This is a genomic window from Streptomyces sp. NBC_00289 (assembly GCF_041435115.1).
Lineage (GTDB): Bacteria > Actinomycetota > Actinomycetes > Streptomycetales > Streptomycetaceae > Streptomyces.
In genome coordinates, this window is the sequence record NZ_CP108048.1 from 33261 (window position 1) to 49184 (window position 15924).

The following is a 15924-nucleotide window of genomic DNA, read 5'->3' on the forward strand; positions in this document are numbered from 1 at the left end:
ACGGTCACGTCCCCTGTGATGGTGTAGGCGATCAATCCTCCGTAGTGTTCGGGGTGTTGGGGAGTGCATGGGTGGTGTGGTCGGCGTGTTCGGCGGCGTAGATGGCAGTCATGCTGCCTTCGGACAGGTAGCGGCGGGGGAAGGCGATCCATTCGTCGTGCATCTCGCTGAGCACGGCGGTGACCAGCCGCTCGAGGGCGGCCGGGTTGGGGAAGACCTGCACGACGTCGGTGCGGCGCTTGATCTCGCGGTTGATCCGCTCCAGGGGATTTGAAGACTGGATCTTCTTCCAATGCGAGATGGGAAAGGCAGCGAAGGCGGTGAGGGGCCCCGAAGTTTCCGGACAGGGACCCAATAGGGTTGTCCTGAACAGGAAACGAGGAAGAAGTGGCGCCACCCAGTAAGTACTCGCCGGAGTTCCGTGAGGAAGCAGTCCAGATCGCGTTGAGGTCAAGCAAGACGATCTCCGAAGTTGCCCGGGAGCTTGAGCTGAACTCGGAGACGCTACGCGGCTGGGTGAAGAAGCACCAGAAGCAGCAGGAGCCGGATCCCGATGCAGAATTGACGGTGAACGAGCGGGTACGCCTGAAGGAACTCGAACGGCGGAACCGTGAGCTGGAGATGGAAAACTCCTTCCTGAAAAAATGCGCGGCGTACTTCGCGAAGGATCCCCGGTAGCAAGCAAGTACGAGTTCATCGATGAGATGCGGCTCGACACTGCGGAGTGCGCATACAGCGTCGAGTTCATGTGCGGCAGACTCGGCGTCTCCAGATCCGGCTACTACGACTGGCGATCCCGCCCGGAATCCGCGACGGCACAGCGGCGCGAGGAACTGAAATTGCTCATCAAGAAAGCCTTCGACATTTCCGACAGCACCTACGGCCACCGTCGCATCCAAGCCCAGCTGCACCGCTGGGGCATCAGCGTCGGCCTGGAACTGGTCCGCCGCCTGATGCGCGAGCTGGGACTTGAGTCCTGCCAGCCACAGCCGAAGAGGTTCAACCTCACCAAGGCCGCGGCCGGCCAAGTGCCGGACCTCGTCGGCCGCAACTTCACCGCGGACGCACCCGGCGAAAAGCTCGTCGGTGACATTACTTATATCGGGACCGGGGAAGGCTGGCTGTACCTCGCGACGGTAATCGACTGCTGCACGAAGGAAGTCATCGGTTACGCGATGGACGACCACTACCAAACCCCACTGATATCCAAGGCGATCCGTAACGCGGCACGGAACAGGAACCTCTCGGCCGACGCGATATTTCACTCGGATCGCGGAAGTAACTACATGTCAGCCGAGTTCGGGAGGACGCTGGACCGGTTCGGGCTCCGCAGATCTGCCGGCCGCACCGGGATCTGTTTCGACAACGCCATGGCCGAATCATTCTTCGGCGCCCTGAAGAACGAGCGCGTATCAAGGGTGACTTACCTGACCCGCGAGGTCGCCCGGCAGGACATCACTCGCTACATCGAATTCTGGTACAATCGCAAACGCCTCCACTCGGCGGTGGGGTACCGCCCTCCACGCGAAGTCCATGCCGAGTACGAGAAGTTGCGAATCGCCGCGTGAAATAAACGGTCAGAAGCCTGTCCGGAAAACGCGAGGCCCCTCAGCGGTCAGGTCCTCCTTGGCGTCCAGGAGCATCTGCCTGACCTTGGGAAACTGCTGCCCGAGCATGTCGGCCACCGCATCGAGTGGGTGATGGACGGCTTCGGCGGTGGGCTGGATGAAGATGGTGCGGATGGTCGCCGCGACCATTTCCCCGGATTCCTTGGGGATCACGGAAAACACATTCCTCAAGAAATGGACACGACAACGCTGCCAGGCGGCACCGAGCATGACCTTGCGGATCGCTGCCACCAGGCCGCTGTGACTGTCGGAGATGACCAGACGGACCCCGCCCAGGCCGCGTTCGCGCAAGGAGCGCAGGAACTCGCTCCAGAACGCTTCGGTCTCGCTGTCACCGACCATCACACCCAGCACCTCACGGCCGCCGTCCTCACTGATGCCGGTGGCGATGACCACGGCCTGGGAGACGATCCGGTGGTTCACGCGCACCTTGCAGTAGGTGGCGTCCAGGTAGAGGTAGGGGAAGCGGCTGTGATCCAGGGGCCGGCCGCGGAAGACCGTGAGCTGTTCGTCCAGGTCACCGCAGATCCGTGAGACCTCGCTCTTGGAGATTCCGCTGTCCGCGCCGAGCGCCTTGACCAGGTCGTCGACCGAGCGGGTGGACACCCCGTGCACGTATGCCTCCATGATGACGGCGTAGAGCGCCTGGTCGATGCGGCGCCGCCGTTCCAGCAGGCTGGGGAAGAAGCTGCCGCTGCGCAGCTTCGGTATCGCCAGGTCCAGATCGCCGGCCTGGGTGGCCAAGGTCTTCTCCCGGTGGCCGTTGCGGAAGGCGGTGCGGGCTTCGGTGTGCTCGTTCCACTGGGCGCTGATCCGGCCGCTGAGCTCGGCCTCGATCAGCTCTTGCAGCATGCGCTCGGCGACGTTGCGGACGAGCTCGATCCCGTCCGCCGTGCGTAGTGACTCCAGCAGGCGTTGTAGGTCAGACTGGGACAAGGCCATCGGGCACCTCCAGGGTTGAACTGGCCGTTCACCAGGGAGATTTGCACGGTGGCCTGCCTCATGCGCAGGGAGCGGAGACCGTCACCGGATGCACGCCCCGGGCACCCGCCCGCGCACACCCGCACGGTGATCGCCTACACCATCACGCGGGACGCCATCCCTCACACGCGTCAATCGCGGACCGTTTCGGCCGGAACCCATAGCTCGCCTCGGTGAACCCAGCCTCGAAGACCGGTTCGAGAACCAGCTTCGCGGCCGTCATCACCACCCGGTCCGCCACAGTGGGCATGGTGGCTTCATACTGCCCCTCCTGCTGTGAGTGTTCGGGTTGTGGGAGCGGATTTCATGGTCTGGGCGGCGAGTTGGCGGCAGACGGCCTCGTTGTCGCTGGTCCAGGGGATGCTCAGGCGGCCGTCGGCGGCGCGGTGGGCGTCCAGGCTGTCGCGGGCGATCCAGTAGTAGACCGCGCCGGCACGGACGCCGAGTCGTGCGGCGACCTGCTGGACGTTCAGTTCGCCGCGCGCGGTGGCGGTGTCGGGCAGTGGGTGGCTGCCGGGGCCGGTGGGACCGGGGTGTTTGGGCCGGTCCAGATCAGCCCGGAGTGTGACCTCGACCTGGTCGTTCCAGGGGATGGCGATGCGGCCGGAGGGGGTGCGGTGGGCGGGCAGGCGCCCGACACGCACCTGGTAGCGCACGGCCGCGTCGAGGACCCCGAGGCGGGCTGCTGCTTCGGGAATGCTGATCTCGTCTGCGCGGGCGGCCTCGGCGGGCAGCGGGCGGCGCCCGGTGGGAATGAACTGCTCGGGGTGGGTGATCCAGTCCCGGCAGGCGGCTTCGACCTGGTCATTCCACGGAATGCACCAGCGGCCCCCGACGTCCTTGCGGGCCCTCAGCCGTCCGCAGCGGATCCAGTAGTAGAGGGCGTGCTCGACCACACCGAGGAGGGCGGCACCGTGCTGGACGCTGACCTCGCCGGGCAAGGTCAGCGGCGGTGTCGTGGGGCGGGGAGGGAGGTGGCCGGAGGTGTCGATCTGGCGGCGGCAGGCGGCTTCGACCTGGTCGTTCCAGGGAATGCACCAGCGTCCGCCGTCATCCTTGCGGGCATGAAGGCGCCCATGGGTGAGCCAGTAATAGACGGCGTCCGCGGTGATGCCCAGGATCTGGGCTGCCTGGTTGACGCAGATCTCCCCGTCCCGGAACGGGACCTGTGCTGGGATCTTGTAGGTGTAGCCGACCCACTTGACGGCCGCCACGTCGTAGGGGCGCCCGGTCCCGGTGGTCAGCTGGGCGTCGGCGAGTGCGGCGACGACCTGTTCGTCGGTATGGCTCGGACGCAGGGCCGCGATCAACTCCCGCGACGCCGCTGGGGTCCGCCGGATATCGGCCGAGAGCCGGGGGCGGGTCAGGGCGAGTTCGTCGGTGGCGCCGGCGTGCCAGCGCACCCCGACCCGGGCGCGGGCCCGGTCGGACTCGGGCAGCAGGGTCACATCCGAGATCAGCGTCCGCAGCAGGCGTTTGCGGTCGCGGTCGCTGGTCTCGGAGGCGTGCCACAATCCGGGCAGGTCGGCGGCCAGGGCCTGCAGTGCGGAGCGGTCCGGCAGGGCCGGCTTGGCCTCGCGGGCGGTGTTCAGGGCGGCCTGGGCCTGGTCGAGTGCGGCAAGTCTGGCCTCCCAGCGGGCCTCCAGGGTGCGGGCGACCATGCGGTTCTCCGGATCGACGGCGGTGAACGTCCGCTCGGCGCGATCCGCGTCGTACTGGGCTCGCTCCATCGCCAGTTCGGCGGCGCGGTGCGAGCGGGTGTGACGGCCGGCGACCTCGTCGGCGGCGGCCAGGGCCAGCTCGATCTGCCCGGGGCCGAGGGTGGCCAGGAGCTTGGCGACCACGGCGTCGTCCACGATGTCGGCGCGGATCGAGCGGCAGGTCGCAGTGGCCTCGTGGTCGGCCCGCGACAGCGAGCACCCGTAGACGGCCTGGCCGTCGTGGTGATAGCGGGTGGTCATCGGGCGCCCGCACGATCCGCAGAACATGATCCCCTGGCACAGGGCCAGGCCCTCCCGCGCCGGCCTGGCTCCGTCGTGGGTGCAGTTCGCCTTCAGCTTCGCCTCGGCCGCCACGAAGTCCGCCCAGGTCCAGTAGCCCTCGTGGTGATCGTGCAGGACCACCGGCCACTTCTCCCGGGGCACCCGCGTCAGACTGGTACGCACGCTGCCGTCCGGTAGGACCCGGCGCCGGGTGATGTTACGGCCGTAGACGTAGGTGCCCGCGTAACAGGGGTTACTCAAAACCCCCAGTGCCCTGGCGTGGGTGAGTTTGCCCCACCGCAACTGACCTGCCCACGCTCCTCCGTAGGCGCGCAGCGGGAAGCGTCGGCCGGCGAACGCCGCGACGACCTGGTAGGCCGAGCCGCCGGCCGCGAACGCGGCGAAGACGTCACGGATCGCGGCCTGCACCTCCATATCCGGGTCGATCACGCATTCGCCCTCGTCGTCGTAGACGTAGCCCACCGGCAGCGGGAAGCGCAGGTCGCCGCGCTCGGCAGCGGCCCGCTTCGCTCCTTGCAGCCGACTCGACAGGATGTGCAGCTCGGCTTCGCTCTTGCTGCCTTTCAAGCCGAGCAGCAGCCGGTCGTTGAAGTTGGTCAGGTCGTAGACCCCGTCGTCGTCGATCAGCAGCACGTCCGTCAGCCGCGCGAGTTCCAGCAGCCGGGCGAAGTCGGCGGAAGAGCGCGCGAGCCTGGAGACCTCCAGGCCGAAGACCGCCCCGACCTCGCCCAGGCAGACCTTGGCGACCAGGTCGCAAAAGCCCTCGCGGACCTGCCCGAACTTGCCCGACAGTCCCAGGTCCGCGTCGATGACCAGGACGTCCTCGCGGTCCCAGCCCAGCCGGACCGCCTCGTCGCCCAGCGCGTACTGCCGCAGCGTGGACTCGGTGTTGTCCCTCACCTGGATCAACGTGCTCTGCCGCAGATAGACCGCCGCCGTCCGCGAGCGGTGGGACGCGGTGATTTTCGAGGTCCCGTTGACGATCACGGCCGCCTCCCAGTACGGACTCGACCATGTTGGCCAGCACCATCACCATCTCCACGCGGCACTGCGGTGATGACGGCACGGCCCCTCGCTTCCGCCCGCCCCGGGGCTGGTGCGCGACACAACAGTCGTGGCATCAGGATCCGCCCCCGTCCGTGCCGGCACCACGGCTCACCAGGGCATCCACCAGCGCACGAAGAGCACTCAGCCCCTCGACCGCGAGCCGGTCCCCGCCCGGCTCCCCGCCGCGATCCGTCCACTCCTGCGGCAGCGTCACACTCCGGCCCACGCCGTACGCGCAAACGAAGACCAGCGCACCACCCCGGCGCTTGACGAACAGAATGTCCAGCTGCCGGCCCGCCAGCGCATGGAACGGGTGGGTCACCGTCAAGGAACCCAAAGACTGCCTGGACGACGCGGCACTATGCCATGTCCGTCGGAATCCCCAGCCTCCTGAGCTTTCCCCCGCTGCCCGGCTTGGGGATCATGCGCGCCCGCCCCGGCAGAGGGGTGAACGTGCGGGCCTTCAACTGCTCCCGCGTGTTCTTCAGGAAGGCCACGATGTCGGCGTCGGCGGCGATGAAGGCCGGGATGACCCGGTCCACGCCGGCGGTGCGCGCGCCCTTGTTGCCCCTCACCCTCTCCCACGCGACGGTGAGGAAATCGGGGTGATGGACAAGGTTGTAGAGATCATCGAACCTGCGGTCGGGATCACCGACCGCCCATTGGTGCAGCTTGGTCTGTATCCGTCGTACCCGCAGCCAGGCCCCATCGGGGTCGGGCCACAGATCACCGGTATTCACCAGCGTCTCCGTCCATTACAGTTCCTCAACTACCTGAATCCGCTGGGCTGCTTCGCCATGTGGACGGCTTTCCCGCCCCCGGACTACTACCAGCCCTCCGCCCCACCCCGGGCCGTCGGCGGACGCCTTCCCGCCCCATCGCACCTGGAGAGAGCGCTGAGGGAGTGTCATGAATCAGGTGTGGATCTCCCCGAAGGAGTGAGCCTGATGAGTACGACGACTGGTCACCTGATCGAGACCGTGGAGGGCGTGTCGCTTGCCGAGGTCGGCGGTGGCGTCGAGGGTGCCGACGTGAAGTCGATGCCGGTGTCGCAGAATGGTCTGTCCAGTGAGCTGCTGGAGGAGCTGGCCGCGCTCGCGGCCGAGAAGGTCCGCGGAGAGGGACTGCGGCTGATGGGCGAGGGCGGCCTGCTGCCCGAGCTCGCTCAGCACCTGATGCAGTCCGCGCTGGAAGCAGAGATGGACCAGCACCTGGCCGACGGGGTCGGCCGCGTCGGCGGGCGCGGGTCGCGCTCGGGCGGCAACACCCGCAACGGCTACCGGAGCAAGAAGGTGATGACGGAGGTCGGCGCCGTCACGGTGCAGATCCCGCGAGACCGTCTGGGCACCTTCCAGCCCCGGCTGCTGCCCAAGTACGCCCGCCGCACTGGTGCGTTGGACGACCTGGTGATCTCGCTGACCGCAAAGGGCCTGACCTCCGGCGAGATCGTCTCCCATCTCGCCCAGACGTACGGGATGACGACAACGAAGGAGACCATCTCCACGATCACCGACAAGGCCCTGGAATCGATGGCGGAATGGCGCACCCGCCCGCTCGACGCGGTCTACCCGGTCGTCTTCATCGATGCCGTGCACGTCAAGATCCGAGACGGTCATGTCGCCAACCGGCCCATCTACGTGGCCATCGCGGTCACCGCCGACGGCTACCGCGAGATCCTCGGCCTGTGGGCCGGCGACGGCGGCGAGGGCGCCAAGTACTGGCAGACGGTGCTCACCGAGATCAAGAACAGAGGCGTCCGTGATGTGCTGATGCTGGTCTGCGACGGGCTCAGCGCCCTGCCCGACGCGGTGAACGCCGTCTGGCCCCGGACTGTGGTGCAGACTTGCGTGGTTCATCTCCTGCGCGCGAGTCTGCGGTATGCCTCACGCCGCGACTGGGCCGACGTCGCACGCGACCTCAAGCCCGTCTACACCGCTGTCAACGAGGACGAGGCCCGGGCACGGCTGACCGACTTCGACGACAAGTGGGGCAAGCGCTATCCGTCGATCGCCGGGACCTGGGAGCGGGCCTGGAGCGAATTCGTGCCCTTCCTCGGTCTGCCCGACGCGATCCGGCAGGTCGTCTACACCACGAACGCGATCGAGTCCCTCAACGCCCGCTACCGGCGCGCGGCCCAGGCCTGCGGACACTTCCCCAACGAGACCGCCGCCTTGAAACGCCTCTACCTCGCCACCCTCGCACTCGACCCCACCGGCCGCGGCCGCCAGCGCTGGAACAACCGCTGGAAAAGCGCTTTGAACGAGTTCGACGTTCTCTTCGACGGCCGCCTTACCGCCGGACGAGTGTAGGCCGACCAGCCCACCGAAAAACCTGTAGGCCAAACAGACGAACCACACCTGAATCCTGATAGACCCCCTTGATCAGCAGATCCGCCGTTGATTAGACACTCCCAGCGCTGAGACGAAAGCTCCGAGGTGGTTCCCACGTTGGCGTTGTCAAGTTGTCCGTGGTCTGGGTGGTTGAGGGTGTGTCAGGGTGGGGTGGGGCCGGTGATGATGCCGTGTTCAGACGGTGGTGGGCATGCTGGCGGTGCCGGTGATCTGGTTCCAGAGGGTGAAGCGGTGCTGCATCTCGGCGCGGTAGCTGGGTGCGGTCATCCGGTGGCGGCGAGGCCGGAAGTGGGGCCGAGATCTGGCTGAACACGGACAGGAACTGTTGAGTTCTGCCGGCGGAGCGGAAGCCCTTCATCGCGCGTTCGCGTTGCCTCGTTGGCTGATGGCTGTTCTCGGCCCGGTTGTTCAGGCCCTTGTGGGACCGGTGCTCAACCGAGCGCATCAGCGTCCGGCGGGCAGTACCGTAGCTCTTCAGCTTGTCGGTCACCAGAACCCGGGGCACCCGCTGTTGCTTCTTCATCAGCTTGGCCATGAAGCGCCTGGCGGCCTTCGCGTTCCGCCTCGACTGCAGCAGGATGTCGAGCACGTTGCCGTCCTGGTCGACGGCTCGCCACAGGTAGTACCGGACCCCTTTGATCTTCACGAATACCTCGTCCAAATGCCATTTGTCGCCGGCCTTCGGCTGGCGACGGCGTAGGGCGGCCGCGTACTGGGGCCCGAACCGGTCACACCACTGCCGGATGGCCTCGTGGGAGACGATGATCCCGCGCGCCAGCAGCAACTCCTCGACCTCGCGGTAGCTGAGCGGGAAGCGGTGGTACAGCCACACCGCCTGGGAGATGACCTCCGCCGGGAACCGGAAACCCTTGTACGACACCGTCGCTTCGGACTCCACGGCCGCCCCCTCCCCGGACGATCAACAAACCCGACGATCATCCCAGACCCGAGGCCCCTCACTCAACTTGACAGCGCCTACCGGGACGCCGGCCGCTTGGCCTCGCACGCGGGCCTGGCCCCGGTACCCCGCGACTCCGGCCGCCGCACCGGCAACAACCACCGGCCCAAACGCTACCACCGCCGCCTGCGCTGGCTGTTCTACATGTCCGCGCAGTCCGCGCAGTCCGCGATGATGCGACCAGGACCGTCCCGGGACTACTACCTCAAGAAGCGAGCCGAAGGGCTGCTCCATACCCAGGCGCTACTCGCGCTGGCCCGCCGCCGGGTCGATGTGCTCTGGGCGATGCTGCGCGACAAGAGGCTGTTCACCTCTACCCCGCCGGTCCCGCAGACGCCTTGACACGCTCATTGAGATTCCACTCCCCCACCGAACGGCCCGGCCTGGTCTGCGTCGGCGCCCGATATTAACGGCGTTAACAGTGGAGCGGGCTGTGTCTCGCGCGCGGCCGGGACTCCGAGGTATTAACGGCGTTAACGGGTGGCCCGACGACCTGGCCAGACACTTTGCACTGCGCGTGCTTGTCCGCGGCCTGACCCGACACCCGATTCGGTGTCGGCGTAGAGCTCCAGCCGCCCTCGGTGCGCTCAGCGCGGCGAACCCGCCGCAGGGCCCGGCCGATCGTGCCGTCGTCGGCCACAAGCCCGGCGCTGACACGGCAGTTCTCCACCTGGGCCAGGTCGACCGAGGCTTTGAGGCGGCCCAGCCGTGTGAAGGCGGGATCGTCTGCCAGTTGTTGGTGGCCAGACTGAGCCGCGCACGTAGCCGGGTAGGGGAGGAGTCCGGGATGGCGAGGCATTCGGCTCGGGCGGCGTCGAGTGTGGAGCGGCGGATGTTCTTCGGGTCCGTCACGGCGATGTCTTCCAGCGTGTGGCCCCAGAAGAGATGGACGAGGTCGGGGGTGACGAATCCGGTGCCGCTGTCGGATGTCGGGCTGCCGCCGCCCGGCAGCAGCCGTGCGAGTACGTGGTCGGCCTGCGCTGCGTTTCCCTGCCGCCAGGCGTCCAGGGCATGGGTGAACTCGGCCAGCCCTCGGGATCGTTGGACCAGTTCGGAGACCATGCCGTGCGGCTGTACGCGGACTCCCATCCGGCGGCCACGGGGAGTGGCTCGCCGGTGTACCAGCCGGCGAGTTCCGGTGCGTCCGTCACCTGGTCGGGGCGCACGTAGACGGCCGGTCGGACCAGCGTTTGCCCGGCGTCGTCCGCAGGCGCTCCGCACTACTGAGAACTCGTTGTGCTCGTTGTGCTGCAAGTCCAAGACGCCCTGTCCCCACTGTCGCCGACTGATTCACTACGGCCGGTGACAGGGCCTCTTTTGCGTGCCAGACCTGCTGCCACGTCAGGCTGGTTGCTCCTGCTGGGACAGCTCCTGCAGCAGTGCCCCGTAGGCGTCGGGGTGCTGCTGGCGTAGAACGTCCATCCAGAAGCGCGCACCTTGGACGAAGTTCTCGGTGGTCATCTTCACGTGCAGGTGCTGGACGATGTAGAAGGCGTCGTCGTACGGCAGCCGGCGCGGCTGGCCACCTTCACCCTGCGTCGACGTGTCCATTCCGGTGTCGGCGGCACCCACCGGACCAGCGTCTTGGACAGAGGTATTAACGGCGTTAACGGTCTCCGTGGCGTCCGAGTCCGACCCGGCCGGACCGCCAGGGGTATCAACGGCGTTAACGGCAAGGGCGTCGCTGGCTTCGCCCGCAGGGTTGCGGCGCCGTTGACGCGGAGCCTTAACCGCACTAATGGCCATCTCTGCCTCAGCCTGCTGCTCCTCCTTCGGAAGCCGACCGATCCGACGGGCAGGCTCCACCTTCAACTCGCCCGCCTCGACCTTCTCCTGCAGCTCTGGCGTGAGCTCCAGGAGCGCCAGGCGCTGCGACACCCATGCCGGGGTCTTCCCCAGCCTCCTGGCTACCTCACCCTGCGATCCGTGGACCTGCGTCAGTTCCTGGATCGCTTTCGCCTGGTCTATGGGGGCCACATCCTCGCGGTGGATGTTGGCGATCAGCGCGGACTCCAGGAGGTCCGCCGCACTTGCTGCGAGATCGTCGTTGACGTCAATACGTAGCTCTTCCAGGCCGGCGAGATGGGCGGCAGCCAGACGCCGGTTGCCGTCGATGACGACGTATTCGGCCTCGCCCAGCGTGTCTTCCTGCCCGGGGTGCGCCGTCAGGAAGGCAGCTCGCCGGGCCACTGTCACCGGCTGGATCTGTCCCTTGGCCCGCAAGGAATCCGCGGTCTCTTCAATGTTGGTGAGCTCTTCGCGCGGGTTGTACGGGTTGTGCGCGAGCAGTGCGAGCTCCACCTTGGCCGGCGGCCGCTTGCCCTCACCGTTGATGATCTGCTGCCGGGTACGGATGCGACGCGGGGCCGGCGTACCGGTGTCTCCTCCGTCATCATCCACGCTGAAGCCGCGGGTGACCCGCTGCGGCTTGGAACGCGTCATACGGCAAGCTCCTTCGCCAGGTCGCGCATTACCTGCGCATGTTCACTGTCGGGCGCGTACTCGAGCAGAGGGATCTCGCCGTCCGCTGCCTCGCGCCCTTCCTTCAAGTCACCGATCACCGCCAGGACCCCTGGCGAACTGCTCTTCTCCCACTGGTCCTTGTTCTCCTGGACCAGCTTGCCGCGGCGGCTGTCGTAGGCGTTGACGACCAGTCCCAGGTAGTCGACCTGGATGCGGCCCTTGCGGCACAGGTCGTCCTTCTGCGACTTCAGGAGCCGGAACGCCCGGTGAGACGCCTTGTTGGCCCACACCGGGGTGATGACGCCGGACCGGTCGGCGAGCTCTCCGTCACGGCGGCGTACGTAGTACAACGCGGTGTCCATGTTCAGCCCCAGGCTGGGAGGCCCGTCGATGATGATGACGTCGTAGTCGGCCTCCAACGGCTCCAGCGCCCGCTCCAGCGCCGCTTCACTGAAGCTGACCTTCGACAGGGCGACATCGCGCAGGAACGCGTCGTCGGAGGCGGGAAGCAGATGCAGCCGATTGCCGAAGACCTTCTGATCCAGGGCGACCAACAGATCGTGTATGTCGCCCCTGGCGGTGCCGTCCATGTGCATCATCAGCGTCTCGACGTCGTCCTCGTACATGAGGTCTTCGAAGCCGAGCTCGGCCGTGAGGTGTCCCTGCGGGTCGTAGTCGACAAGCAGTACGCGGTGGCCGGCCTCCGCGAGGGCCTGGGCGATGCCGGAGGAGATGAACGTCTTGCCGACGCCGCCCTTCTGGTTGGCCACTATGACCCGCACGACTGGCTGTGCCACCAACGGGGCTGTGGGGGAGGGGTGGTTGTCGAGCCACAAGGTCAGAGCCTGCGCGAGCCCCTGCACATAGGTGACGCCGCGCTCGGTGCAAGTGGCCTTGAACTTGTCTGGTTCGCCGACCGGGAGGAATGTCCCCCACGTCTTCGCACCGTCGGTCTTGACCTCGGGGAGACCGTCCGCCGAGTACCAGGCGTTGATGGCGTGCTCGGTCGCGTCCTGGATGTCCATTCCGTGCTCAAAGGCACGGATTTTCAGGTGTCTGCGCAGCTGAGGAGTGAGGGATGTAATTAGCTTCTCTCGCTCCCCACGAGGGCTGGGGATGCTCATGTGGCCGAACATTACTAGGTCATTCGCGCTACGAGGGCTACCTGCCCCGTATTTCACCCTCGAAGGCCACAGAGTCGCCCCAACTGCGCGGGCGAGGCATGTCGGTGGGCCGCGACATCATCACCAGATGGCCGCAACGCAAGATCTCTCTGCGTACGCAGACCGTCTAAGAAGTCATCTCATTTGGCGAGTCTGCGGTAGCAGATCAGGGTGCAGGCGATGCTGGTGAAGGCCAGGAAGTGGTCGGCTTTGCGTTCGTAGCGGCGGTGCAGACGTCGGCATCCGGCGAGCCAGGCCATGGTGCGTTCGATGGTCCAGCGGTGGCGGCCGAGTCGTTGCGAGGTCTCGATGCCCTTGCGGGCAATGCGGTGCCGGATGCCTCGGCTGGATAACCATCGCCGCAGGTGGTTGTAGTCGTAGCCCTTGTCGGCGTGGAGTTTGTGTGGCCTGCGCCGTCGGCGTCCTCGGCGGGATCGGATCGGCGGTATGCCTTTCACCAGGGGGATCAGTGCCTGGCTGTCGTGCGTGTTAGCGCCCGAGACACCGATGGACAGGGGCAGGCCGGTCCGTTCCGTGATCAGGTGGATCTTTGACCCGTACTTGCCCCGGTCTACAGGATTCGGGCCTGTCAGCTCCCCCTTTTCAGGGCCCGCATGTTCCCGGGTTCCACAGAAGTCGGCCCGCCTAGCGGCACGAAGTGGGCTGTGACCTGCGACTTCGCCGCCTCCTGCCCGAATCGTCCGTGTCACTAGGCGTTGACATCTTCGCTGGTCAGAGAGCTGCCGAGGCAGGCGCGTCCCTCCAGTAATGCCGTGAGAAGTGGAGGAGTTCCGCCACCTAACGTCCCTTTTGTGGGCCCAGTTCGATGTAGTGCGCCGGGACTCGAAGTGCGCTACGTGATCGAGTAGCGTGAGGGCAACCCTCAGCATCAAGAGGCTATTTGGCGGTCGTTAACGCGCTGACCAGCGAGAATGTCAGCGCCTAGTGACACGCCTTCTCGCTATGCCTCGCCACATCCTCCCTGGTCAGCTCACATTTTGTAGCTCTAGGTGACGGGAGTTCTGCGGAACTCAGGATGTTGACCGAGTCGATCGCGCACCGGGACCAGTCCAACTCGCCGCGGGATCCGAGTTCGTCGAGGACCAGACGGTGGAGTTTGGCCCACACCCGGGCCTTCGTCCACTCGGTGAATCGCCGGTGAGCCGTCGCTCCGGACGGCCCGAACGACGCGGTCGGCAACTGCTGCCACGTGCAGCCTGATGTCGCCACGAAGACGATTGCGGCCAGCACTTCGCGGTCGCCGTGCCGACGCCGGCCGCCACCCTGGGGCCGCGATGGCGCCTCCGGCACCACCCGCTGGAACAGCTCCCACAACTCATCCGGCACCAGCCGCTCAACGATCCTCGCCACGACTGGCAGCTTACCCAGCCAAATGAGATGACTTCTAAGTCCGAGCTGGACCTGATGGAGGTCGCGGCCACGCTCGAAGTCGAAGGGTTCCGCCCGAAACGTGGGGAGCACTGGCATCCGGAGACCGTCCGTCGGATGCTCGCGAACACGTCCGACCGGTCGCCGACCCTGCGTCGACGCGAGCGGACCGCTAGGGCAGCGCAGTTTGGGGCTGTCAGTGACTGGAACGGCGCAGCAAACGGCGGACATTATTCACAAAGATTCACCAAGCGGGCATAAAGCTTTCATGGCTGACGTTCAGCGCTGGGAGTACCTGTGGGTACGAGTGGAGGAGAAGTGGTGGGAGAAGGAGAACGAGTGGCGCCCCGTTGAGGTATCACTTGACCGCTTCGGGCTAAACGGATGGGAGGTCGTGGGGGTATGCGGGCCCGCACTCCGAGAGCCTGTCTATGTCGCACAGCGCTCATTCCCCCGTAGCGACTGGGACGTAGAACAGGAGCGGCGAGAAAAGGAGCAAGGGCGCCTCTTCAGCTGGGCTCTCCTCAAGCGACCAACCAGCCGACCTGGTTCTCCGTGGTGACGCCGTGGCCGCGGTGAGGCCAGTTGGGGCGGAGTCGGGGACGGTGCAGGACTCGGGTGTGGCAATTCCGAAGGGGACGACCGAGCACAGTCGGATAGTTGTCGGCGGGAGGCGTGCTCAGTCGTGTCGGCGGGGCCACCGGGTGCCGCCGTCTGTGCGGCGGCGACCTCCGGTGGGGGTGAGGTCGGGGCGGGCGCGGTGGAAGCGTGCGGGGTGGCGCCACCGGCCGGCAGCATCGCGGGGGACGTCGATGCTGACTTCGACCATCAGCTTGGGGTTCACCAGGGTGACGTCCAGTTTCTCGCGGCTGCCCCACCCGGCGGAGAAGGACCAGTCCGTCCAGGGATGACCGGGTCCTGCCGGGGCGAGCAGTCCGCCGACTGCGCTGCCGGCCGCCTGGGTGAGCGTGGCAGTGCGGCCGGCGTACTGCAGGTGGCCGTTGTCGTCGTACCGGCCCAGCAGCAGGGTGCGGGGCGCGGTGAGGGTGCCGGTGACCGGCCGACGACTGCCTCGGTGGTCTCGCGCGGTTTGTACTTCAACCACCCTCTCGCTGACGGGTGGTAGAAATCCTCGAGCTGCTTGAAGACGCGCCTTCCATGCCGACCGACGACCAGGAGCCTTTTTCACGTGTAGATCATGAGGGTGAGGATCGCGGCAGCTACTGACGTGAGTCTGTTCGGACTGACGCGGGCATGCCGGAAGATCCGCCACTGCTTGATCCGGGAGATGGTTCGCTCGACGGGAGCACGCAGTGCGGCGTGGACCTTGTTCGACGTCTTGTGCTTGTCGGGCAGTTCAGTTCCGGGCCGTCGTTTGATCGGGGTGATCACAGTGCCGCCGGCCCCGACGTACCCTTTGTCCGCGAGGATCTCGAGGTCCAGTCGCGCGCAGGTGTCGACGATGGCGTGCTCGCGGGCGGCCGTCACATCGTGGGTGCCGCCCGGAAGGGCGGGTGACATCCACAGCAGTTTGCCCTCTTCTGCCGCAATGACCTGCAGATTCACGCCCTCGCGGCGGACCTTGCCGGAGAAGTGCCCCGGCGCCTGGACCCGGTCGGTCTCCGCGACGGTGCCATCCAGCAGCACGTAGCCGTCCGTGTGATGACTGGTGAGCGCCTCGGTCAACGACGGCGCGTGCTCCGCAAGTTGCCCGATCGTGTGGTTCACGTAGCGCCAGGCGGTGGCCGTGCTGATGCCGAAGCCTGCGGCGATCTGTTCGAGGGTGTCGTGCTTGCGCAGGTAGACCAGGGTGCACCGGGCCCGGTCGTACGGACGCAGTCTGCAGCGCCGGCCGGCTTCACAGGACGCGATCACCATCGTGACCAGCTCCAGGAGCTCCGGATCGACATCGCATCCGGCAGGATAGGAGAACACGGGGCA

The 15924-nt window shown here is 66.6% G+C and carries 10 protein-coding genes and 5 pseudogenes; 3 read left to right on the plus strand and 12 right to left on the minus strand.

What is annotated here, in order from left to right; translation table 11 throughout:
- Positions 1-31: 31 nt before the first annotated feature.
- Positions 32-319, minus strand: a pseudogene (locus OG985_RS49620) (transposase); the annotation flags it as partial.
- Positions 320-387: 68 nt separating this feature from the next.
- On the opposite strand from OG985_RS49620, the gene OG985_RS49625 reads away from it, so the two are divergent.
- Positions 388-1568, plus strand: a protein-coding gene (locus tag OG985_RS49625; RefSeq protein WP_331718600.1) for an IS3 family transposase whose coding sequence is annotated in 2 segments (ribosomal slippage) — positions 388-652 and positions 652-1568 — 1182 coding nt in all. Because the reading frame shifts where the segments join, the coding sequence is not laid out codon by codon here.
- 42 nt (positions 1569-1610) lie between these two features.
- Here the strand turns inward: OG985_RS49625 and OG985_RS49630 are convergent.
- From OG985_RS49630 to OG985_RS49645, 4 genes and pseudogenes are all read right to left on the minus strand, one after another.
- Positions 1611-2570 (minus strand): annotated as a pseudogene (locus OG985_RS49630) (IS256 family transposase); the annotation flags it as partial.
- A gap of 296 nt (positions 2571-2866) precedes the next feature.
- The gene (locus OG985_RS49635; protein WP_331718602.1) at positions 2867-5599 is read right to left on the minus strand and encodes a recombinase family protein; all 2733 of its coding nucleotides are present in this window, start codon (positions 5597-5599) and stop codon (positions 2867-2869) included.
- 133 nt (positions 5600-5732) lie between these two features.
- A complete protein-coding gene (locus OG985_RS49640) occupies positions 5733-5981 on the minus strand; it encodes a DUF5372 family protein (protein WP_331718664.1) in 249 nt (82 codons plus the stop codon).
- A 37-nt stretch (positions 5982-6018) separates the two neighbouring features.
- A complete protein-coding gene (locus OG985_RS49645) occupies positions 6019-6399 on the minus strand; it encodes a hypothetical protein (RefSeq protein WP_331718603.1) in 381 nt (126 codons plus the stop codon).
- Positions 6400-6699: 300 nt separating this feature from the next.
- On the opposite strand from OG985_RS49645, the gene OG985_RS49650 reads away from it, so the two are divergent.
- Positions 6700-7968 carry an IS256 family transposase gene (locus tag OG985_RS49650; RefSeq protein WP_331718661.1) on the plus strand — a complete coding sequence of 423 codons (1269 nt, stop codon included), beginning with the start codon at positions 6700-6702 and terminating at the stop codon, positions 7966-7968.
- Between the two features lie 216 nt (positions 7969-8184).
- On the opposite strand, the pseudogene OG985_RS49655 reads toward OG985_RS49650, so the two are convergent.
- Positions 8185-8908 (minus strand): annotated as a pseudogene (locus OG985_RS49655) (IS6 family transposase).
- Between the two features lie 72 nt (positions 8909-8980).
- On the opposite strand from OG985_RS49655, the pseudogene OG985_RS49660 reads away from it, so the two are divergent.
- Positions 8981-9310, plus strand: a pseudogene (locus tag OG985_RS49660) (transposase); the annotation flags it as partial.
- 999 nt (positions 9311-10309) lie between these two features.
- Here OG985_RS49660 and OG985_RS49665 read toward each other — a convergent pair.
- From OG985_RS49665 to OG985_RS49690, 6 genes and pseudogenes are all read right to left on the minus strand, one after another.
- Entirely contained in the window at positions 10310-11410 is a 1101-nt protein-coding gene (locus OG985_RS49665; RefSeq protein ID WP_331718604.1) for a ParB/RepB/Spo0J family partition protein, read from the minus strand.
- Entirely contained in the window at positions 11407-12555 is a 1149-nt protein-coding gene (locus OG985_RS49670) for a ParA family protein (RefSeq protein ID WP_331718665.1), read from the minus strand. Before OG985_RS49670 ends, OG985_RS49665 begins: the two co-directional genes overlap by 4 nt.
- Positions 12556-12734: 179 nt before the next feature.
- Positions 12735-13193 (minus strand): annotated as a pseudogene (locus tag OG985_RS49675) (IS5 family transposase); the annotation flags it as partial.
- 343 nt (positions 13194-13536) lie between these two features.
- On the minus strand, positions 13537-13965 hold the full coding sequence (locus OG985_RS49680; protein ID WP_371674780.1) for a transposase: 429 nt from the start codon (positions 13963-13965) through the stop codon (positions 13537-13539).
- A gap of 697 nt (positions 13966-14662) precedes the next feature.
- Positions 14663-15088 carry a hypothetical protein gene (locus OG985_RS49685; RefSeq protein ID WP_331718605.1) on the minus strand — a complete coding sequence of 142 codons (426 nt, stop codon included), beginning with the start codon at positions 15086-15088 and terminating at the stop codon, positions 14663-14665.
- Positions 15089-15168: 80 nt separating this feature from the next.
- Positions 15169-15918: a transposase family protein gene (locus OG985_RS49690; RefSeq protein WP_331718606.1), complete on the minus strand. Its 750-nt coding sequence runs from the start codon at positions 15916-15918 to the stop codon at positions 15169-15171.
- Between the last annotated feature and the right edge of the window lie 6 nt (positions 15919-15924).

Bases quoted from the DNA above. Each gene is read 5' to 3' on its own strand.
- OG985_RS49670 (WP_331718665.1), bottom strand. From the start codon at position 12,555: ATGAGCATCCCCAGCCCTCGTGGGGAGCGAGAGAAGCTAATTACATCC.
- OG985_RS49665 (WP_331718604.1), bottom strand. From the start codon at position 11,410: ATGACGCGTTCCAAGCCGCAGCGGGTCACCCGCGGCTTCAGCGTGGAT.
- OG985_RS49650 (WP_331718661.1), top strand. From the start codon at position 6,700: ATGCCGGTGTCGCAGAATGGTCTGTCCAGTGAGCTGCTGGAGGAGCTG.